At 27.7% G+C, this 19764-nt stretch carries 24 protein-coding genes; 9 read left to right on the forward strand and 15 right to left on the reverse strand.

The genetic code is table 11. The annotated features are described in order from the left end of the window. Window positions 1–8: 8 nt before the first annotated feature. From CJ670_RS01050 to CJ670_RS01085, 8 genes are read right to left on the reverse strand one after another with little or no spacing between them, the layout of a single operon-like run. Window positions 9–200 (reverse strand): YwbE family protein, encoded by a 192-nt coding sequence (locus CJ670_RS01050; RefSeq protein WP_066156723.1) that lies wholly within the window; start codon window positions 198–200, stop codon window positions 9–11. A 31-nt stretch (window positions 201–231) separates the two neighbouring features. Continuing rightward, window positions 232–597: a type II toxin-antitoxin system VapC family toxin gene (locus CJ670_RS01055; protein WP_105938537.1), complete on the reverse strand. Its 366-nt coding sequence runs from the start codon at window positions 595–597 to the stop codon at window positions 232–234. Beyond that, entirely contained in the window at window positions 588–794 is a 207-nt protein-coding gene (locus CJ670_RS01060; RefSeq protein WP_105911373.1) for a hypothetical protein, read from the reverse strand. Before CJ670_RS01060 ends, CJ670_RS01055 begins: the two co-directional genes overlap by 10 nt. A gap of 55 nt (window positions 795–849) precedes the next feature. Next, entirely contained in the window at window positions 850–1542 is a 693-nt protein-coding gene (locus CJ670_RS01065; RefSeq protein WP_105938538.1) for a pirin family protein, read from the reverse strand. Then, complete coding sequence (locus CJ670_RS01070) at window positions 1539–2318, reverse strand: DODA-type extradiol aromatic ring-opening family dioxygenase (RefSeq protein WP_105938539.1); 780 nt, start codon at window positions 2316–2318, stop codon at window positions 1539–1541. The genes CJ670_RS01065 and CJ670_RS01070 overlap by 4 nt, the downstream gene beginning before the upstream one ends. A gap of 18 nt (window positions 2319–2336) precedes the next feature. Next, the gene (locus CJ670_RS01075; protein ID WP_105938540.1) at window positions 2337–2888 is read right to left on the reverse strand and encodes a YceI family protein; all 552 of its coding nucleotides are present in this window, start codon (window positions 2886–2888) and stop codon (window positions 2337–2339) included. Window position 2889: 1 nt separating this feature from the next. Beyond that, on the reverse strand, window positions 2890–3348 hold the full coding sequence (locus CJ670_RS01080) for a MarR family winged helix-turn-helix transcriptional regulator (protein ID WP_105938541.1): 459 nt from the start codon (window positions 3346–3348) through the stop codon (window positions 2890–2892). A gap of 49 nt (window positions 3349–3397) precedes the next feature. After that, window positions 3398–3988, reverse strand: a complete 591-nt coding sequence (locus tag CJ670_RS01085) for a YceI family protein (protein ID WP_105938542.1) — start codon at window positions 3986–3988, stop codon at window positions 3398–3400. Between the two features lie 129 nt (window positions 3989–4117). On the opposite strand from CJ670_RS01085, the gene CJ670_RS01090 reads away from it, so the two are divergent. The 5 genes from CJ670_RS01090 to CJ670_RS01110 are packed head-to-tail and all read left to right on the forward strand — an operon-like array spanning window position 4118 to window position 8978. Continuing rightward, window positions 4118–5224, forward strand: a complete 1107-nt coding sequence (locus CJ670_RS01090; RefSeq protein ID WP_105938543.1) for a pyridoxal-phosphate-dependent aminotransferase family protein — start codon at window positions 4118–4120, stop codon at window positions 5222–5224. 6 nt (window positions 5225–5230) lie between these two features. Further along, complete coding sequence (locus tag CJ670_RS01095) at window positions 5231–6076, forward strand: ATP phosphoribosyltransferase regulatory subunit (protein WP_105938544.1); 846 nt, start codon at window positions 5231–5233, stop codon at window positions 6074–6076. Window position 6077: 1 nt separating this feature from the next. Then, entirely contained in the window at window positions 6078–7328 is a 1251-nt protein-coding gene (locus tag CJ670_RS01100) for an adenylosuccinate synthase (protein ID WP_105911381.1), read from the forward strand. Window position 7329: 1 nt separating this feature from the next. Further along, a complete protein-coding gene (locus tag CJ670_RS01105) occupies window positions 7330–7881 on the forward strand; it encodes a DUF507 family protein (protein WP_105938545.1) in 552 nt (183 codons plus the stop codon). Then, window positions 7881–8978 (forward strand): carbamoyl phosphate synthase small subunit, encoded by a 1098-nt coding sequence (locus CJ670_RS01110; protein ID WP_105938546.1) that lies wholly within the window; start codon window positions 7881–7883, stop codon window positions 8976–8978. Before CJ670_RS01105 ends, CJ670_RS01110 begins: the two co-directional genes overlap by 1 nt. A gap of 54 nt (window positions 8979–9032) precedes the next feature. Here the strand turns inward: CJ670_RS01110 and CJ670_RS01115 are convergent, their stop codons facing one another. From CJ670_RS01115 to CJ670_RS01125, 3 genes are read right to left on the reverse strand one after another with little or no spacing between them, the layout of a single operon-like run. Further along, the gene (locus CJ670_RS01115) at window positions 9033–9593 is read right to left on the reverse strand and encodes an aminotransferase class IV family protein (RefSeq protein WP_105938547.1); all 561 of its coding nucleotides are present in this window, start codon (window positions 9591–9593) and stop codon (window positions 9033–9035) included. 9 nt (window positions 9594–9602) lie between these two features. Then, a complete protein-coding gene (locus CJ670_RS01120; RefSeq protein ID WP_105938548.1) occupies window positions 9603–10559 on the reverse strand; it encodes an aminodeoxychorismate synthase component I in 957 nt (318 codons plus the stop codon). Next, window positions 10560–11444 (reverse strand): aspartate carbamoyltransferase catalytic subunit, encoded by an 885-nt coding sequence (locus CJ670_RS01125; protein ID WP_105938549.1) that lies wholly within the window; start codon window positions 11442–11444, stop codon window positions 10560–10562. A 97-nt stretch (window positions 11445–11541) separates the two neighbouring features. Between CJ670_RS01125 and CJ670_RS01130 the strand changes: the two genes are divergently transcribed. Together CJ670_RS01130 and CJ670_RS01135 are read left to right on the forward strand one after the other, a co-directional pair. Next, window positions 11542–13878, forward strand: coding sequence for a fatty acid cis/trans isomerase (locus CJ670_RS01130; protein WP_105938550.1), 2337 nt, complete (start codon window positions 11542–11544; stop codon window positions 13876–13878). Window positions 13879–13938: 60 nt separating this feature from the next. Continuing rightward, window positions 13939–15129 carry an aspartate aminotransferase family protein gene (locus CJ670_RS01135; protein WP_105938551.1) on the forward strand — a complete coding sequence of 397 codons (1191 nt, stop codon included), beginning with the start codon at window positions 13939–13941 and terminating at the stop codon, window positions 15127–15129. Between the two features lie 9 nt (window positions 15130–15138). Here CJ670_RS01135 and lspA read toward each other — a convergent pair whose 3' ends face one another. Together lspA and glmM are read right to left on the reverse strand one after the other, a co-directional pair. After that, window positions 15139–15597, reverse strand: a complete 459-nt coding sequence (lspA, locus tag CJ670_RS01140) for a signal peptidase II (RefSeq protein WP_105938552.1) — start codon at window positions 15595–15597, stop codon at window positions 15139–15141. Window positions 15598–15609: 12 nt separating this feature from the next. Continuing rightward, complete coding sequence (gene glmM / locus CJ670_RS01145; protein WP_105938553.1) at window positions 15610–16944, reverse strand: phosphoglucosamine mutase; 1335 nt, start codon at window positions 16942–16944, stop codon at window positions 15610–15612. An 83-nt stretch (window positions 16945–17027) separates the two neighbouring features. Here glmM and rpsT point away from each other — a divergent pair, with 83 nt between their 5' ends. Together rpsT and prfA are read left to right on the forward strand one after the other, a co-directional pair. Continuing rightward, window positions 17028–17288, forward strand: a complete 261-nt coding sequence (gene rpsT, locus CJ670_RS01150; RefSeq protein ID WP_105911391.1) for a 30S ribosomal protein S20 — start codon at window positions 17028–17030, stop codon at window positions 17286–17288. A gap of 3 nt (window positions 17289–17291) precedes the next feature. Continuing rightward, window positions 17292–18359 carry a peptide chain release factor 1 gene (gene prfA / locus CJ670_RS01155; RefSeq protein ID WP_105938554.1) on the forward strand — a complete coding sequence of 356 codons (1068 nt, stop codon included), beginning with the start codon at window positions 17292–17294 and terminating at the stop codon, window positions 18357–18359. Window positions 18360–18394: 35 nt separating this feature from the next. Here the strand turns inward: prfA and CJ670_RS01160 are convergent, their stop codons facing one another. Together CJ670_RS01160 and CJ670_RS01165 are read right to left on the reverse strand one after the other, a co-directional pair. Continuing rightward, window positions 18395–18871 carry a phosphatidylglycerophosphatase A family protein gene (locus CJ670_RS01160; protein WP_105914015.1) on the reverse strand — a complete coding sequence of 159 codons (477 nt, stop codon included), beginning with the start codon at window positions 18869–18871 and terminating at the stop codon, window positions 18395–18397. 2 nt (window positions 18872–18873) lie between these two features. Beyond that, window positions 18874–19764, reverse strand: coding sequence for a DNA-binding transcriptional response regulator (locus CJ670_RS01165; RefSeq protein ID WP_105924793.1), 891 nt, complete (start codon window positions 19762–19764; stop codon window positions 18874–18876).

The following is a 19764-nucleotide window of genomic DNA, read 5'->3' on the forward strand; positions in this document are numbered from 1 at the left end:
TCTTTTTTTTAAAGTATTTGCTGAACACGACCAACATCTCCATTTTGCAATCTTACTTTTATTCCATGTGGATGAGTTGGTGAATTTGTTAAAATATCTTTTACAACTCCTTGAGTCAGTTTTCCTGTTCTTTGATCTGCTTTTAATACAATATTTACTTTTAAACCTACTTTTACATCAAACCTTTTTTTTGGATCCATATTTTACTTCTTTCTATTTTAGTAATTTAATTTATAAAAGTTTTAAATTATTTATAAATTTAAAATCTTTTTTATTATAACTTAGTAAATTTATATTATTTTTCATTGCTGTTGCTGCGATTAAACTATCAGGAATATCCAAAGAGTGACTTTTTGCATAGTCGAAAACTAACTTTTTAGATAAATCTGATATTTCCTCATTTATATTTATTATATTAAAGAGTTCTACAAATTTTTTTAGTTTATTTAGTTCTGTTTTATTGAAAGCTCCATAATAAAGCTCCATAGCAGTTATTACACTGATATAATGAGTATCAAATTTTTGTACAAGTTCGATTGTTTCTTTATTATTTTTTAATATCTCTATTAGAATATTTGTATCTAATATTACTTCCAAGCTTTTTCTCTTATATCTTTTAAAGTTATATTTCTATCTTGCCACAAACCTGCAAAATCTTTAAATTTATCTTTTTTGTCTGAGTTATTTTTTTTAATATTTTGTTGAGATTTAATCTCTATATAATCAAGAGTTGCTAAAAAGTTTAAAAAACTATCTTTTTTACTTTCATTTTTTATATTTAATGTAATTAGCATTTTTACTCCTTAAAATTGAATTAGTATATCTATTTTGAGATTAATTTAAAATATATTATTTTTTCATTTCTATAAACAAAATATGGCTTTTTGAAATAGGATTGATTACTATTTTATCTTCATTTGTAATTTTCATTGCATCACCAAAATCCAAAATAGTTCCATTTATATTTGAGCTTCCTTCAATTTGTACAAAATAGATTTGTCTGCCTTCTTTTATTTCAAACTCTAGTTCTTTATCAAATTCACTAACATAAATATTTACATCTTGATATATCTTTATGTCACTATTTCCATCTTGACTTGATACTATATTTAAAAATTTATTATCTCTTTTCTCTTTTGTATATCTTTTTGAGCCATAAAGTCTTGGAAGCCCTTTTTTTGGTGGAATTATCCAAATTTGTAGAAGTCTTAAAATCTTATCGCTCTCATTTCTTTCACTATGGAATATTCCATCTCCAGCACTAAGATACTGAACTTCACCTTTTTTTAAAGTTTCACTATTTCCCATAGAGTCTTTGTGAGTAATCTCTCCATCAACAATATATGAAATAATCTCCATATTATCATGAGGATGAGTATCAAATCCAGTTTTTGCCTGAATTAAATCATCATTTAAAACTCTTAAAACTCCAAAGTGCATATTTGCTGGATTTCTATACTCTGCAAAACTAAAGTGAAAACGACTTTGCAACCAACCAAGATTTGATTTTCCCATATTCTCTTTTGGTAGTTTTTTTATCATTTTTCTATCTCTTTTTTATCAAAAATAAAACTCTCCATTGAGATATTTGAATATAACATCTCACTATTAAATGACTTTCCTTTTTTATTATTAGCACTACCAAATGCAATAAACATTGGTAAAAAGTGTTCAGTTGAGGGGTGATTTTTATAGAAATTTTTATTTTTAGTTATGTTTTTTAACTCTTCAACTTTTCCATTTTCTACAATATCTTTAATATCATCATTAAATTCTTTTGCATAATTTCTTATATTTGGGTTCATACTCATATCACCCAAATTATGGGTAATTCCACCACTACAAATAATCAAAGCTTCATCTTTAAATTGTTGAAGTTTTTCTCCAAGATTAAATAATTGACTTATACTATATGAAGTAGGAATACTTATTTGTAGTACTGGAATTTCAATATGTTCATACATTAATGCTAGAGTATTCCAAACTCCATGATCATAACTTTTTCTATTTTCATCGATTGAGATATCAATATTCTCTTTTTTTAATTTCTCGATTAAATCTAAAGTTAATTTCTCATCACTATTTATCTCATATTTTACTTTATATAATTCATCTTCAAAACCATAAAAATCATACATTATTTTATTTGTTTTTGGAGAAACTATTTTTAAATCCCGTGTTAAATAATGTGCTGAAAATATGATTATATATTTTGGTTTTTCTAAGCTATTTGCTAATTTTCTTATATTTTTTTTAGATTTTATATCACTCAAAATTATATTTGGAGCGCCATGTGAAATAAATAGTGTTGGATTCATAATATTATTTGACTAAAATTAATTAGTCAAATTTCCTTCAATATCAATATTTAATTTCACTTCATCGCTAACAGCAACTCCACCTGTTTCTAAAATTTTATTCCAAGTTACTCCAAAATCACTTCTATTTATCTTTCCAGTTAATGAAAAACCTGATTTTTTACCTAATGCTCCACCATTTTCAAGATTTAGTTTAATATTTTTTGTAACACCTTTTATAGTTAAATCACCATAAACTGCATCTTTTTCTACTTTTGTAGATTTAAAAATTATTTTTGGAAATTTTGCAATATCTAAAATATCATCAGCTTTTAGGTGTGCATCTCTTTTTTCATCTGCTGTATCAATAGAAGCAACATTTAATTCACCTTGAACACTCACTAAAGTATTTGCTTTTTCATCATATTCATAAGTTCCAGATACATCTTTTATCTTTCCAACAACATTTGAAACCATCATATGTTTTACTGTAAATCCAGCTGTTGAGTGCGATGTATCAACACTATAAGTTCCAGCAAATAATGAACTTGCTGAAAATATGCTTAATAATCCTAAAGTAATCTTTTTCATTTTAATCCTTTTTTTCTTTGTAAATTTTATTTAATAAATCATATAAAGTTGTTAGTTCATCATCATCTAAAATATCTAAAAACTCATTTAAATTTTTAGCATGATTTGGAAAAATCTCTTGTATTATCAAACTTCCTTTGGGAGTTATTGATAAAATTGAAGATCTATTATCATTTGGGTCTTTTTTTGACTCAATTAGTCCATCTCTATTTAGATTTTTAATAACAACAGTTGTATTTCCAGGAGTTCCCATAATAAGTTTTGTAATTGAACTTATATTTAGATCACCTCTGTGATATAAAACTTCTAAAACTTTAAATTGATTAAATGTAAGGGTATGTTTTGACAAAAAAAGTTCTGTCTTGTTATTTAAAGTATGAGCAACTCTTAAGAGTCTCATAACCGTTTTCATTGACTTGTCGGCTTTTTCACCATAAGATTTTAGACTTTTTTTGTTCATAAAAACTCCTTGGCGGAATTATACTACTAATTAGTATTAAAAGTCAATACTATTTTTTTGTTTTCTCTTTTGTGTGTTGAAAAATTAAATCATTTTGTAAAGTTGCTTCCATATTTATAGTAACTTTAATATCATTTGATACAGCACTACTTCCAAAATCTTCTAAAACATCCCAAAACAGATCAAAGTAACTTCTTTTTAAAGTTGTACTCATTGTTACATAAAGTTTATCAAGAAAGATACCACTATTTTCAATATCAAACTCAATATTTCTTTTTACACCATTTATTGTAATATCTCCAAAAACTTTATTATCAGTTATTTTTTCTGCTTTAAACTCAATTTCTGGATATTTTTTGCTATTTAAAATTTTCTCGCTTATTATCAAAGTAGCTAAATCTCCACTTTGAGTTGTTACTGAGTCTGTATCTACAGAACCTTCTATTGATTTTATTATATTTTCTTTTTCATCAAAAATTATCAATCCACTAATATCTTGAAAGCTTCCATCAATTATGTTTGTTTTTTGGTATGTTAGTTGGAAATTTGCTTTTGAATTTTTACTATTTACAACAAACTCTTTTGCACAAAGAAAAGGAGTTAATAATAGTATTGAGAATAAGATTTTTGTTGCTTTCATTTTTTACCTTATAAAATTAGTCGTGCAATTATATCTAATAAAATATATTTTAACCATTTAATAATCTTTTTTTAGCTAAAATATCCCGTTTTACTGAAATATGAAATATTTATAATAAGGATAATTAATATGTTATTAACACCAGGACCAACTCCTGTACCAGAATTTGCAAGAAAAGCTATGAGTGACATTACGATACATCACAGAACAAAAGAGTTTGAAGCAATTTTTGAGAGAACTAGAAATCTTTTAATTGAAATTTATAATATGCCAGAAGTTTTAATGTTAGCATCAAGTGGAACAGGAGCTATGGAAGCTTGCATCACTAATTTTACTAGAAAAAAAGCACTTACAGTTAACTCTGGAAAGTTTGGAGAGAGATTTGGAAAGATCTGTAAAGCTTTTAATATTGACTATACTGAATTAAAAAATGAGTGGAATACTCCTGTTAGTGTTGAAGATGTAATAAATACAATAAAAAATGATTCAAGCATTGATGCTATATTTATTCAAGTATGTGAAAGTGCTGGAGGATTAAGACATCCTGTTGAAGAAATAGCAAAAGAGATTAAAAAAATAAATCCAGAAATAATGATTGTAGCAGATGGAATTACAGCTTTGGGTGTTGAAAAAATTGATGTAACAAATATTGATGCACTTATTACTGGAAGTCAAAAAGCATTTATGCTTCCTCCAGGTCTTGCGATGATTGGATTATCACAAAAAGCAGTTGAAAAAATTGAAGAAAAATCAGCTGGGTATTATTTTAATCTTGCAACTGAATTAAAAAATCAAAGAAAAAATACAACAGCTTGGACAGCGGCAACTACATTAATTATGGGATTAAAAGCTATCTTAGTTGAATTAAAAAAAGTAGGATTTGATAATTTATATAATAAAACAGCTCTAAGAGCAAAAGCAACTCAAGAAGCTTTAAAAGCTATTGGTTTTGAAATATATCCAAAAACTCCAGCAAATGCTATGACAACAGTTTATACAGAGCAATCAAATGAGATTAGAAAACTTTTGAAAAATAAATACAATGTTGATATTGCTGGTGGGCAAGACCATTTAGCTGGAAAAATTTTTAGAATTAATCATATGGGATTAGTTGAAGATTTTGAAGCTTCTTGGGCTGTAAATGCTATTGAGTTAGTTATGGATGAGTTAAAAATTAGAACATTTGATGGAACTGCAAACAGAGTTTTTGCACAGACATTTTATAAAGGAAATTAATCAATTATGATTTTTGAGCACGAAATCCCAAAAGGTAGCAGACTTTATTTTGGTAAAACAGCAAAAGCAAAAAGAGTTTTAGAAAATAGTGTTTGTGAAATTTTGGAGAAAAATGGATTTGAAGAGATTCTAACTCCAAATTTTTCATATTCTCAGCATCAGTCTATTGAGGATAATAAGAAACTAATAAAATTTTCAGATGAAGAAAACGAACAAGTTTCTTTAAGAGCTGATTCTACTTTAGATGTTGTAAGAATTATTACAAAAAGATTGGGAAGAGCTACAAATCATAGAAAATGGTTTTATGTGCAACCTATTTTTTCTTATCCATCAAAAGAGGATTATCAAATTGGTTGTGAATGGATAGAGCACAATAATATATCTGATATTATGAATTTAACAGCAGATATTTTAAGAGCTATAAAAATAGAGCCAATTTTACAAATATCAAATATAAATATACCAAAACTAATAAGCACAGAGCTAAATATTAGTATTGATATACTTAAAAATGGTGAAATATCTGAACTTTTAAAGTTAAATTGTGATTGGCTAAATAGCCTTTTGAGAGTAAAGGATATAAAAAGCTTAGAAAGTATTATTGAAGTAGTACCAAATATTTTGAAAAAAGAGCTAGAGACTCTTTTGGAAAAATCAAGAGAGGTGAATTACTCAAATATTATTATTGCACCTATGTATTATGGAAGTTTAAAATATTATAATGGTGTTTATTATAGAGTAATAGATAAAAATTTAGTTTTATGTAGAGGCGGAATGTATGAAGCAGATGGAATTAGCTCTCTTGGTTTTGCATTATACACAGATAATTTATTAAAAATGTTAGAGGGATAAAATGAAAGCAGATGTAATAGTTGGAATTCAATGGGGAGATGAAGGCAAGGGTAAAATAGTTGATATGCTTGCTCAAAAGTATGATATGGTTTGTAGAAGTCAAGGTGGACACAATGCTGGGCATACGATTTGGGTTGATGGTATAAAATATGTACTTCAGTTAATTCCTTCAGGAATTTTAAATCCAAAGGCTATAAATATTATTGGAAATGGAGTTGTTGTATCTCCTTTGAATATATTAAAAGAGATGAGTCAATTTGGAAGCTTAGTTGGAAGATTGTATATTTCTGATAAAGCTCATTTAAATTTACCTTTTCATGCTTTAATTGATCAAGCAAAAGAGAGATTAAAAGGTGAAAAAGCTATTGGAACAACAGGAAAAGGAATAGGACCAGCTTACTCTGAAAAAGTAAGTCGTAATGGTTTTAGAGCAGGAGATTTATTAAATCCTTCAAAATTATGTGATGATATTTTGGAATATTTTGAACAAAATATAGCTATCTTTAATGTTTTAGATATTAAAACACCTACAAAAATTGAACTTTTAAATGAGCTTGAAGATTATAGTTCTAAATTAGCACCATATATCACAAATACTACAAATATGGTTTGGAAAGCACTTGAAAACAATAAAAAAGTTTTACTTGAAGGTGCTCAAGGAACACTTTTAGATATTGATCACGGAACTTATCCTTATGTTACATCTTCAAGTACAGTTAGTGGTGGAGCTTGTACAGGTTTGGGATTAAATCCAAAAGATATTGGAGATATAACAGGAATAGTAAAAGCTTACTGTACAAGAGTTGGAAATGGTCCATTTCCAACAGAAGATTTCACTGATTATGGAAAAACTATGGGTGAAGTTGGAAAAGAGTTTGGTGCAGTAACTGGAAGAAAAAGAAGATGTGGTTGGTTTGATGCTGTTGCAGTTAGATATGCAAGTAGATTAAATGGTTGTGATAAATTAGCACTTATGAAATTAGACGTTTTAGATGGATTTGATAAAATTAAAGTTTGTGTGGCATATTATTATAATGGAGAAAAAATTGATTATATGCCATCAAATATGGATAATGTAGAAGCTATTTATGAAGAAATAGATGGTTGGGATAGTGTTGTTGGAATTAGAAAATATGAAGATTTACCAATAAATGCAAAAAAATATATAGAAAAAATTGAAGAGATAACAAATGTAAAGGTTGGAATTATTTCAACTTCACCAGAACGAGATGATACAATTTTAAGGGGATAAAATGAGATTAAGACTACACCAAACTACATACCTTTCAAGAAGAATTACAAGAGATTTAATCACTTGTGATTTTATAGAAGCAAGAAAAGATAAGCCTAGTATAGAAGAGCAAGTTGAAAGAATTTTAGATGAAGATATTATTAAAGAGCAATCTTTGGATGAAAGAGTAGAGGAGATTTTAGATGCTCAAACAGATGAAATTGAGTATCTAAATGCTGATAGAAGGCAACTTTTTTGGATGACAAAAAAAAGACTTGCAAATGATTTTGGAGTTATCTTAAACAATGAAGATAGATTTTCTGATATTTCTCACAAAATATTAGATTATCTATGGGAGGAGGATTATATACATTTTACTTGCTCAGATAACCAAATAAAAAATGTAATATTTGGTTCTTTGGATGATTTCATAAAAGGGTTTGAAAAAGCAGATGGTGAAGTATTAGCTAAGCTTAAAAACTATAAGAGAAAGCTAATTCCAGGTACTGAGGACTATGATTTGGTTTATCATAGACTTTATGAAGAAGAGTTAATAAAAAGAGGATTAATTTGATGCAAAAAGTATATATTTATTTAGAAAACGGGATATTTTTAGAAGCAAATTCTTTTGGTGCAGATACAACTGCTGTTGGAAAACTTGTTTATAATAACTCAACATTTGGACAGCAAGAGATTATTACAGACCCTTCAAATAATGGTTTAATTATCAATTTTACAGCTGCAGAAATTGGTAATACTGGGGCAAATATAGTTGATATGGAAAGCTCTAAAGCTCATGCAAAAGGTATAATTGTTAGAAATTATCACGATTTTTATTCAAATTACAGAGCCGATATGAGTCTAAAAGATTTTTTAATAGAGCAAAATGTTGTTGGAATTTGTGATATTGATACAAGATTTTTGACAAAAATTGTAAGAGAAGAGGGAAGTATGATGATGATTGCATCTACACAAATCTCTTCAAAAGATGAACTAGCAAAAAAATTAAGTGAAGCAAAAAAATATGATGAAATCAATTTTGTAAAAGAGAGTTCAACAAAAGAAGCTTATATCCATAAATCAGGTGTTTGGAATCATGAAACTGGAGAATATAATAAGGCACAAATGAGTGATAAAAAAGTTCTAGTAATTGATTATGGAGTTAAAAAATCATTTTTAAATGAACTTGTTGAGTTAGGATTTGAAGTTGAAGTAGTTCCCGCTTCTACAAAATCAGAAGATATAATCAACAGCTTTAAAGCAGGTAAAATAAGTGGAGTAGTTTTAAGTAGTGGTGCTGGAAATCCAAATATTTTAACAAATGAAATAGCTGAAATAAAAATATTAATAGATGCAAATATTCCAATGCTTGCAGTTGGTCTAGGACACTATTTACTTGCAATTGCAAGTGGTGCAAAAGTAGATAAGATTAAATCTATTAAATATGGAAGCCACCCTATAAGAGGTGAAAAAACTGTAGAAATTTGTAGTATAAATGGTGATTTTAAGATAAGTGAAGATATTAAAAATATTGCAGATGTAACTCATATTAAAGTATTTAATGATACTGCTGCTGCTTTAAAATATAAAAATAAAAATGAAATAAGTAGTGAATTTACACCAACTTCAAACTCTAGTATTTGCAAAGAGTTTGCTCAAATGGCAAAATAGAGCTTAAAAATATCTCTGAGGCTTTGCCTCAGTAATAAAATAAAGTTACTTTACCTAATCTTCTATTTTGAAATCTTTTATCTCATAAAAATCTATCATAGCATTCATAAGTGCAATTTTAGAAGCATTTTTTAACATATCCAAACTTATATCTTTTTCAAATATCTCTTTTTTTTCAATCAATTTTGCTCTACAAGTTCCCTCTAATAGACAATTTTTTGAAGTAATCCAAACTCCATCATAAAATATAGCTATATTTGCAATAGATGTATCTGTAACTATTTCATTTTTTACAATAATTATCTCATCACAAGTATCTTTTTTAAAAAACAGTTCATCTAGTTTATCTCTATTTAGATATTTTTTTGAGTAATCTAAGCTATCATCAAATAATATTTTAAAGCTTTTTATATCTCTTATTTGATAAGTAAAATAATCTACACTCAAAATCTCATCTTTGTTGTAAACTATTTTACATCTTAAAAGTTTATTTGTTGGTGGATTTATATACTCTCGTAAATCAAAATTTTTACCAATAGTTCTTGCAACTCTTTTTTGATGATACTCTAAATTAAAGATTTCAAAATCATCACATTTTATTGTTTCAAAAAACATATTTTTCCTTTAAAATGGCAGATAAACTTTATTTAAAAGTTCTTCATACTCTTGTTTTGCAATGCTATCACTTGTAATTCCCCCACCACTTTTATAAAAGAGTTCTTGATTTATATTTTCAATAAATCTAATTAGTACAAAACTTTGAAGATTTATTCCATCAAAAATACCAAAAATTCCACTATAAAATCCTCTATCATAGTTTTCAATATTTTTTAAAATTTCTATTGTAGATTTTTTTGGAGTACCTGTAATACTTCCAGCAGGAAGAATATTTGAAAAAATATCTCCTATTTTTTCTTGCCAATTATTTTCTAAATCTCCAGAAATAACTGAGCTTGTCTGAAAAAGTTCACTATTTCTTGTACTTATTTTACTAAAAGTTCTAAACTCTTCCACTTTTATATTTTTTGCAACTTTTCCTAAATCATTTCTTAGTAAATCAACAACCATAGTGTGTTCTGCTAACTCTTTTTTACTATTGAGTAATAGATTTTTTGCATCATCTAAGATTGTATCAATAGTTCCTTTCATAGGATATGTATAGATTTTGTTGTTTTTAATATCTATAAATTTTTCAGGGCTAAAGCACACAAAATCTAAATCATCTATTTTTACTCTTAAGTTTAACAAAGAGCTTGATGCTTGATAAATCTCATCTAAACTTAGGTTTGTATCTATTTTTGTTTTTGTAGTTAAATTTAATAAATAGCTATTTCCATTTTTAATTTCATCTTGAATTAAATCAAACTTTATTTTGTATTCATCGAAACTAATTGGATATTTTTTTAATGTATAGTCTTTTATATATTTTTTATTTTCACTATTTATTTCAAATTTTATATTTTGTGATAGATTGTCTAGTTTTTCTATATATATTTTTTTCAAATCATATGAGATTAAAAATAAAAAAGGCTCTTTAGAAGAGCCAAATTTATTTAAATTATCTTTAAAATTAGTAAATATTTATTTATCCTCTAGGATTAATTTTTTTAAAATAGCAGCTCTTATAGCAACTCCATTTGTAACTTGTTCTAAAACTTTACATCTTGGATGTTTTAAAACTTCATCAGTTATATCAATATTTCTATTCACAGGTCCTGGATGAAGAAGTAAGAACTCTTTTCTATCCATTAATTCACTTGTAATACAAAAATCTTTTGCATACTCTTGAAGTGATTCAAAATATGTAATATTGTGACGCTCAAGCTGGCTTCTCAAACTCATAACAATATCCATTTCATCAACTATATCTTGAATATTATCAAACTGCTTAAATTCATCTCCTTCGTATTTAAAACAATCAGGAGCTACCAAATTTACATCAATTCCAAATCTTGGAAGTAATCTTCTATTACTTCCAGCAACTCTAGAGTTTTTTACATCACCTACTATTGCTATTTTTTTACCTTCTATTTTTCCATCAAAATATTCATTAATTGTAAAAAGGTCTAATAAAGCTTGAGTTGGATGTGAGTGTCTTCCGTCACCTGCATTTATAATAGGGCAATCTACATAACCTATTAAGCTCTCTGGAAGACCGTGAACACTATGTCTAATAATTATAGCATCAGGGTTCATAGCATTTATATTTGAAACTGTATCGTACATTGTTTCACCTTTTTTTTGTGAAGATGTACCAACATCGAGATTTACTACTTCAGCTCCTAGTCTTTTTGCGGCTATTTCAAAAGAGCTTCTCGTTCTTGTTGAGTTTTCAAAAAAGAGTGTAACAATGATTTTACCTTCTAAAACTTTGCTAAATTTAGTAGCTTTATACTCTCTAGCATCATCAAAAATTTTAAATATCTCTTCTTTTGTAAAGTCAGAAGTACGAATTAGGTGTTTCATTTTTTTCCTTTGATTTTAGTTTGGAATTTTAGCAAAAAGCACTTTAAAATTAAACTTTTTGTACAATCTAAGAATTTTAGTAAAACAAGGGAATTTTATGAAGCTTCAACTCTTTATTATATTAATTTTATCATTTTTATTTTTTGGATGTTCAAGTAAACCACTTGACCCAGTAAATTTTGATAGAGTTAATAAAGATATATCTTTTACAAAAGATATAAAACCTATTTTAGATAATAGATGTGTATCTTGTCACTCTTGTTATAACTCACCTTGTCAGCTAAATTTAGGTTCATTTGCAGGTCTTGATAGAGGAGCTTCAAAAGATTTGGTTTATGCTACAAGAATAAAATCTGTAAATCCAACTAGGCTATTTGTTGATGCTTTAAATACTAAAGATTGGAGAGATAAAGGCTTTTTTTCTATGACTGATAAGATGGAAGATACAAATGCTTCTATTATGATGCAGTATCTTTTTGAAAAAGATAGAAATCCAAAATTAGAAGGTAAATATTCTCCAGAAACAGATAAGTTATCTTGTGTAAAAAATAAAGAAGAACTTGAAGATTATCTTGAAGTAAATCCACATAAAGCAATGCCTTACGGTTTTCCAGGCTTATCAAAAAATGAATACAATACTATTATGACTTGGCTTGATAATGGAGCAATAGATGATACTTTAAAAGATACTATAAATGACTTTGAAAAAGCCCAAATTCAAAAATATGAAGATTTTTTTAATGATAAAAGTATAAAAAATCAAGTAACTGCAAGATATATTTATGAGCATCTGTTTTTGGCTCATATATCTTTTGACGATAATAGTAAAAACTTTTTTCAAATAATTCGATCTAGTAGCCCATCTGGATATGAGCCAAAAATAATTCCTACTAGATTTCCTTATGATGAGATAAAAGAGAAGTTTTATTATAGATTGCAAAAAGTTGAAGGTACAATTGTTCATAAAACTCATATGGTTGTTAAGTTTAATGATGAGAAATTAAAATTTTATAATGATACTTTTATAAAACCAAATTGGGAAGAAAAGCCTTATATAATCTCTTATAATGAACATTTAGCTCCAAATGCATTATCAGTGTTTGAGCAAATTCCAGCAAAAAATAGATATGAGTTTTTACTAAATGATATATATTTTTTTATAAATACATTTATAAAAGGTCCTGTTTGCAAAGGACAAGTTGCATTAAATGTAATACAAGATCACTTTTGGATAATGTTTATGGATCCAAAATATGATGTTAGTGTAATAGATAAAAACTTTTTAAAAGATAATTTTGAATACCTTAAAATTCCAAATCAGCTAGGAGAAAATCCGAGTTTATATGAAACTTTTAAAAATCTAGCTCATGAAAAAGAGACAAAAAAATATCAAGAAGATAGAGCAAATATTTATAAAAAATATTATCCAGAAGGAATGAAGCTAGAGCATATTAGAAAAAGTAATAATCCAAATCATAATGATTCTATCTTAACTGTTTATAGACATTTTGATACAGCCTCACTTGAGTATGGAGCAGTAGGAAGCGTTCCAAAAACTCTTTGGGTTATAGATTTTCCTCTGTTAGAAAGAATATATTACTCTTTAGTTGCAGGTTTTGATGTATTTGGAAATACTGCTCATCAGTTACTAGTAAGAACCCATATGGATAGATTAAGAGTAGAAGGAGAGAATAATTTTTTAGAGTTTTTACCAAAAAAAAGTAGAATGGATTATTTTAACTCTTGGTATATTGGTTGGTTAGCAAAATATCTTACAGTTTATTCTCCCTCAAAAAATGAAACAGGAATAAAATATTATTCAAATGATTATAAATATGAGTTTACAAATATGGTACTTGATTATACAAAAACAAAAAGAGATAAAATTAATTTTTTAGAAAAAGCATATAAACCAACTCCTTTGAGGGATAGCTATAATACAAAAGAGGAGATTGAAGAGAGTTTTAAATCTTTAGCAGCTCCTGGTAGCACAAAAATTACAAAGCATTTTACAGATAGAGATGCAAATGCTATTTTAATTAGAATTATTATGGATAATGGTGAAAATCTTATATATTCAATGATTGTAAATAGATGGCATGATAATGTCGCTTTGATGTTTAATGAAGAATCAAGACTCGACCCAACAAAAGATGATATAGATTTTATTGAAGGTTTTGTAAGTTCTTATCCTAGTATGTTTATAGTTTTAAAACAAAATGAAATATTAGATTTCTTTAATACTATAAAAAATTATGAAAGCAAAATAAAATTAAAAGAGCATATTAGATATTACACAATAAATAGAGCAAATCCAAATTTCTGGGAACATTTTGATTGGTTTGATAGAGAGTTTAAAAAATCAAATTCTTTGGAGTATGGATTGTTTGATTTAAATAGATATTATTCAGCAGCAATAAATGATGATAACTAGTAAGATTTAATTATTTATAGTTATAATTCATAAAAAATTATTGATTAATCAGGAAGAATAATGAAAGATATAGAAAAATTAGATAAAGATTATGTGCTACATACATATGCAAGAAATTATGTAAACTTCAAAAAAGGTGTAAATGCAACACTTTATGATGATGAAAATATAGATTATATAGATTTTACATCAGGAATTGGAGTTACAAGTGTAGGTCATGGAAATGCTAGAGTTGCAAAAAGAATTTTCGATCAAGTTTCAAATCTTACACATACTTCAAATTTATACGCAATAGAACCTCAAGCACTTTTAGCAAAAAAAATAAAAGAGCTTAGCGGATACGATGTAAGAACTTTTTTTTCAAACAGTGGAGCTGAAGCAAATGAAGGAGCTATAAAAATAGCAAGAACTTATGGAGAGTTAAATTTTGAGAAGAAAAGATACAAAATCATAACTTTGGAAAACTCTTTTCATGGAAGAACAATCACAACTGTAAAAGCAACAGGTCAAAGCTCTTTTCATCAAAGCAAGTTTGCTCCATACCCAGATGGATTCTCATTTAATGCAATAGATGATGTTTATAATGCAATAGATGATGAAACAGTTGCTGTTATGATAGAGCTTGTGCAAGGTGAGGGTGGAGTTTTTCCATTTGATAAAGAAAAAATAGAAGAGTTGGCAAAATTTTTAAAAGAAAATGATATTTTATTAATTATTGATGAAGTTCAAACAGGAGTATTTAGAACTGGAGAGTTTTTAGCTTCAAATTTATATGAAATAGAGCCAGATATTATAACTTTGGCAAAAGGTATAGGAGGAGGTGTTCCTATGGGTGCTGTTATTACAAAACATAAAGATATTTGGACAGCTGGTGACCATGGAAGTACTTTTGGTGGTAACTATTTGGTAACCGCTGCTGCTTTGGAAGTTTTGGATATTTTGGAAAACTTAAAAGATAGTGGAACTTTGGATGAAACTATTATATATTTTACAAAAAAACTAAACGATACCTTTGAAGCAAATAGAGATATTTTTATAACTCATGTTGGATTAGGTCTTATGAGAGGATTAAGAGTAAAAGATGCTGATACTTTGGCAAGCTTAATAAAAACTGCTTTTGAGTGTGGAGTTATGGTTCTTAAATCAGGGAATAATACTTTAAGATTTTTACCAGCTTTAACAATATCTAAAAGTGAAATAGATGAAGGATTTGTAAGACTTCAAAAAGCTATATCTAAGATAAAAGCATAAAAAAGTGGATTATTCCACTTTTTGTTTTCTGCTCTCTTTTATTTGCATAACTATAATTATAACAACTGCTAAATCTATCATAACATCTGCAAAATTAAATATTGCAAACTCAAACATATAGTGCCATGCAAAATAGTCAACAACTGCACCATAAGTAAATCTATCTAAAATATTAGATAATCCACCAGCATATAAAAGTGCAATAGGAATATGGTATTTATAAAAAACATCTCTATTTTTAAGAAGATAAATAGTTCCCAAAATTACTATGAAAAGCTGTATGTACTTTAAGTATTCAGCTAAAAACTCAAGCATAGAAAATGCTACTCCATAGTTATATGCAAGTTCTAAATTCATAAAACTTCCAGTAGCACCCCATCCTAAATTTGCAAAACCAAATTTTACAACTTGATCTATAATAAAAATAGTTGCAAAAATAAACAATGCAATTTTTAACTCTTTTTTCAAATTATTTCCTATTTATAGTGTTTTTTTGAAAAATTCTACTAAAGTTTTCATAGATGATTCAACATCTTTTTTATTTTTACCTTCAAGTAAAAGTCTAATTTTATTTTCAGTTCCAGAGTATCTTATCAAATCTCTTATGCCTTTTTCTCTAATTGGCTTTAAAATTTCATCTAAACCTTTTATATCTTTTAATGGTACTTTTTCACTAACTTTTAAATTTTCTAATATTTGAGGGTATAAAGTAAATGGATTTAAAGCAACACTTGCTTTTTTATTTGATTTTAGTATCAAAGCTAAAACTTGAAGAGCTGAAGCCAAACCATCTCCTGTTTTTGCAGCATCTGAAAATATTATATGTCCACTTTGTTCTCCACCAAAATTTACACCATTTTTTTTCATAACTTCAAGTACATATTTATCACCAACATCACTTCTTAAAAGTTTGATTTTATGTTTTTCTAAGTAGTCTTCTAAAGCTTTATTTGACATAACTGTTGCAACACAAGCATTTCCTTTTAAAAGATTCTCCTCTTTTAAATATACACTTAAAGCTCCTAAAAGATTGTCACCATCAACTATATCTCCATTTTCATCAATAACAACTAGCCTATCAGCATCACCATCAAGCGCAAGACCAATATCAGCTCTATATTCACGAACTAAATTTGAAACGTTTTCAGGATGCATAGCTCCACAATTGTCATTAATATTAAAACCATTTGGTTTATTATTTATTGTAATAACATCAGCTCCTAACTCTTCTAAAATTGTAGGAGCAACTTTGTATGCAGCACCATTTGCACAATCAAGAACAATTCTTAATCCTTTTAGAGTTAAGTCTTTTGGAAAAGAACTTTTGATTACAACAATATATCTTCCAATCACATCATCTATTCTTTTTGAAGAACCAATATCTTTTTCAACTGCTTGATTTTGTTGTAGCAAATCATCATTGTTGAAAATTTTCTCAATCTCTTTTTCGCTTTCAACGCTTAGTTTATCACCATGATTATCAAAAAATTTAATTCCATTATCTTCAAATGGATTATGTGAAGCACTTATCATAATTCCAGCATCACATCTCATACTCTCTGTTAAGTATGCAATAGCAGGAGTAGGCATAGGTCCTATTTGAATTACGTTGTAACCAACTGAAGTTAAGCCGCTAACAAGTGCATTTTCTATCATATATCCACTTCTTCTTGTATCTTTTCCTACAATAATTTTGTTTGTTGTTGAGTGTTTTCTAAAATGAATCCCAGCTGCTTGTGCTAATTTTATAACCGTAATTACATCTAAAAACTCTCCAGCCTTTCCTCTAACTCCGTCTGTTCCAAATAGTTTCATTAAATCTTCCTAAAATTAAACTCTATTTAAGTTATTTTTGATAGTATTCTATCCTTTAAAAATTTATAAAGAGGTTAAATAAAATGGCAAATCATAAATCTTCTGAGAAGAGAGCTAGACAAACATTAGTAAAAACTATGAGAAATAGATTTTACAAAACAAGAATTAAAAACATCACTAAAGATGTTATTGCAGCAGTAGAAAGTGCTGATAAAGAAAAAGCAGTAGTTGCTATGAAAGTTGCAAATAAATACTTCCACCACTGCGTTTCAAAAGGTATTTTAGCAAAAGGTACAGCTTCTAGAAAAGTAAGCAGACTTCAACTAAAAGTAAATGCTATATAATTTATGTTAAAAGACAAACTCCAACCTTTTATTGCTAGATCGCAGGAGATTACAAATCTATTGATGTCTCCTGATATAACTAGTGATATAAAAAGAATGACAACACTGTCAAAAGAGCAATCAAGTATAGAACCAATTGTTAGAAAAGCAAAAGAGTATATAAAAGTTCTTGAAGATATTGAAGAGAACAGAAGTATGCTTGATGATTCTGAGCTGGGTGATTTAGCAAAAGAAGAGTTAAAAGAGCTTGAGCAGAAAAAACCTATTTTGGAAGATGAGATAAAACTTCTTATGATTCCAAAAGATCCAAATGATGATAGAAATATATATTTGGAGCTTAGAGCTGGAACAGGCGGAGATGAAGCTGCACTTTTTGTTGGAGATTTGTTTCGTGGTTATTTGCGATATGCAGAAAACAATGACTGGAAAGTTGAAATAATGAGTTCAAGTGATAGTGAAGCTGGTGGCTATAAAGAGATTGTAATACTTGTAAAGGGTGACCATGTTTACTCAAAGCTAAAATTTGAAGGTGGAACTCACAGAGTTCAAAGAGTTCCAGCAACAGAGTCTCAAGGTAGAGTTCACACTTCTGCAATTACAGTTGCTGTTATGCCAGAAGTTGATGATGTTGAAGTTGAGATAAATGAAAATGACCTTAAAATTGATGTAATGCGTGCAAGTGGAAATGGTGGACAATCTGTAAATACTACCGATTCTGCTGTAAGAATTACTCATATTCCTTCAGGTATTGTTGTAACAAATCAAGACCAAAAATCTCAACACAAAAATAAAGATAGAGCCATGAAAGTTCTTAAAGCTAAACTTTTTGAAATTGAGATGCAAAAAAAGATGGAAGCTGAGGGTGCAAATAGAAAAGAGCAAGTAGGAACTGGAGATAGAAGTGGAAGAATTAGAACTTATAATTTTCCACAAAATCGTCTAAGTGACCACAGAATAAATCTAACTTTATATCGACTTGACTATATTCTTCAAGATGGTCTGTTTGATGAGGTAATTGATCCTCTTATTGCTGATCATCAATCAAGACTTATCGAAGCAAATGGGCTATAAAAGCCCTTTTTGTTTTAATCTATAAATTCTATTTTTTAAATAACAAATTTTTCAATTAATTGCCAAACTCCAGCTGTACAAATTCCAGCAAAAATTCCAGCAACAACATCATCGCCCATTACTCCTAATCCACCTTTTACATCTCTATCTATTTTCCCAATAATAGATGGTTTCCAAATATCAAAGATTCTAAAAAATATAAAAGCAACAGGAGCTAAAATGAAAACATTTTCACTATTTATTCCACAAATAGCTAAAGCTATCCACATACCAGCTAATTCATCTATTACAATTTCACTACTATCGTGTTTCCCAATCTCTTTTTCATAAAGATCTATTTGTTTTATAGCTATTATAGTTATTAAAATAGATAGTAGAAATAGAGATGATGTGTGTAAAAACTCAAGTAAAATAACTCCTAAAATTAAAGATACAAAACTTCCAACAGTTCCAGGTGCTTTTGGACTTAATCCACTAAATCCAACAGTTAAGAAAAATTTTCTAAAATTCATAGTTACTTCTTTTTATCAATTTCTAGTTTTTTTCTCTTTTCCCAAAGAGATTTTCTAGATATTCCTAACCTTTTTGAAAGCTCAGTATCAGGGTATCTATTTTGATGATTTATTACTATAGTTTTTATATAATCGTTTATTGACATAATTTGACTATGATCTAAAGATTTATTTTTACTATTAAAAACTACTTTTTTGTGAGTAAATTCATCATCGCTCTCTAAAGAACAAATTACACATTTTTTATCTAGAATCTGTTTTATTAGTTGATCTTTTACATTTCTTTTCAAAGTATGATAATCAGTAAGGTAAATAATAGTTCTTTCAAAATTATTTGTTATCTGTTTTTGCCAATTTGCTGAAGATAAAGAGATAAATTTTATTGGTAAATCTACTTTTTTTGCAATTTCAAAAACAAGTTTATCAGCATAACTTTGAAAATTTGTCTCTATTAATAAAGGGAATGAAAGAGGAACTAATACATCTTTTATATCAATATCACTCATAGTAAATTCGAAATAATCTTTTAATACCTTAAGCTCTCTTCTTATAGCTCTACACTCTTTATAGTGATAAATCTTTCTAACTAATTCATCCATTAAAAATGGCTTCATAATATAATCTTTTGCCCCATCTTTAATAGGGTTTGTTACAGTTTCATCTGAAATATAAGATACTAAAAGAAGTATTATTGAATTTTGACCATATTTTTTAATAACACCTTTTACTATAGAACTTGAGATTGATGTTGAAAGAAGTACAATATCATACTCTTTTGTTAAATTTTCAAGATTTACATTTTCTACAAAATCGCAGTTATGACCATCATCAAGAAGTCTTGAAACAACTTTCTGTGCTAGGTAAACCTCATTTTCAATTATTAATATATTCAT

The sequence above is a fragment of the Arcobacter cryaerophilus gv. crypticus genome, assembly GCF_002993025.1.
Classification (GTDB): Bacteria; Campylobacterota; Campylobacteria; order Campylobacterales; family Arcobacteraceae; genus Aliarcobacter; species Aliarcobacter cryaerophilus_B.

Excerpts from the sequence above, each read along its gene's own strand:
- CJ670_RS01160 (WP_105914015.1), bottom strand. The coding sequence starts at position 18,871 with ATGAATTTTAGAAAATTTTTCTTAACTGTTGGATTTAGTGGATTAAGT.
- CJ670_RS01135 (WP_105938551.1), top strand. The coding sequence starts at position 13,939 with ATGAAAGATATAGAAAAATTAGATAAAGATTATGTGCTACATACATAT.
- CJ670_RS01080 (WP_105938541.1), bottom strand. The coding sequence starts at position 3,348 with ATGAACAAAAAAAGTCTAAAATCTTATGGTGAAAAAGCCGACAAGTCA.
- CJ670_RS01060 (WP_105911373.1), bottom strand. The coding sequence starts at position 794 with ATGCTAATTACATTAAATATAAAAAATGAAAGTAAAAAAGATAGTTTT.
- CJ670_RS01125 (WP_105938549.1), bottom strand. The coding sequence starts at position 11,444 with ATGAAACACCTAATTCGTACTTCTGACTTTACAAAAGAAGAGATATTT.
- CJ670_RS01090 (WP_105938543.1), top strand. The coding sequence starts at position 4,118 with ATGTTATTAACACCAGGACCAACTCCTGTACCAGAATTTGCAAGAAAA.
- CJ670_RS01095 (WP_105938544.1), top strand. The coding sequence starts at position 5,231 with ATGATTTTTGAGCACGAAATCCCAAAAGGTAGCAGACTTTATTTTGGT.
- CJ670_RS01065 (WP_105938538.1), bottom strand. The coding sequence starts at position 1,542 with ATGATAAAAAAACTACCAAAAGAGAATATGGGAAAATCAAATCTTGGT.
- CJ670_RS01085 (WP_105938542.1), bottom strand. The coding sequence starts at position 3,988 with ATGAAAGCAACAAAAATCTTATTCTCAATACTATTATTAACTCCTTTT.
- CJ670_RS01070 (WP_105938539.1), bottom strand. The coding sequence starts at position 2,318 with ATGAATCCAACACTATTTATTTCACATGGCGCTCCAAATATAATTTTG.
- CJ670_RS01075 (WP_105938540.1), bottom strand. The coding sequence starts at position 2,888 with ATGAAAAAGATTACTTTAGGATTATTAAGCATATTTTCAGCAAGTTCA.
- CJ670_RS01100 (WP_105911381.1), top strand. The coding sequence starts at position 6,078 with ATGAAAGCAGATGTAATAGTTGGAATTCAATGGGGAGATGAAGGCAAG.
- CJ670_RS01130 (WP_105938550.1), top strand. The coding sequence starts at position 11,542 with ATGAAGCTTCAACTCTTTATTATATTAATTTTATCATTTTTATTTTTT.
- CJ670_RS01110 (WP_105938546.1), top strand. The coding sequence starts at position 7,881 with ATGCAAAAAGTATATATTTATTTAGAAAACGGGATATTTTTAGAAGCA.
- rpsT (WP_105911391.1), top strand. The coding sequence starts at position 17,028 with ATGGCAAATCATAAATCTTCTGAGAAGAGAGCTAGACAAACATTAGTA.
- CJ670_RS01105 (WP_105938545.1), top strand. The coding sequence starts at position 7,330 with ATGAGATTAAGACTACACCAAACTACATACCTTTCAAGAAGAATTACA.
- CJ670_RS01115 (WP_105938547.1), bottom strand. The coding sequence starts at position 9,593 with ATGTTTTTTGAAACAATAAAATGTGATGATTTTGAAATCTTTAATTTA.
- CJ670_RS01165 (WP_105924793.1), bottom strand. The coding sequence starts at position 19,764 with ATGAATATATTAATAATTGAAAATGAGGTTTACCTAGCACAGAAAGTT.
- glmM (WP_105938553.1), bottom strand. The coding sequence starts at position 16,944 with ATGAAACTATTTGGAACAGACGGAGTTAGAGGAAAGGCTGGAGAGTTT.
- prfA (WP_105938554.1), top strand. The coding sequence starts at position 17,292 with ATGTTAAAAGACAAACTCCAACCTTTTATTGCTAGATCGCAGGAGATT.
- CJ670_RS01050 (WP_066156723.1), bottom strand. The coding sequence starts at position 200 with ATGGATCCAAAAAAAAGGTTTGATGTAAAAGTAGGTTTAAAAGTAAAT.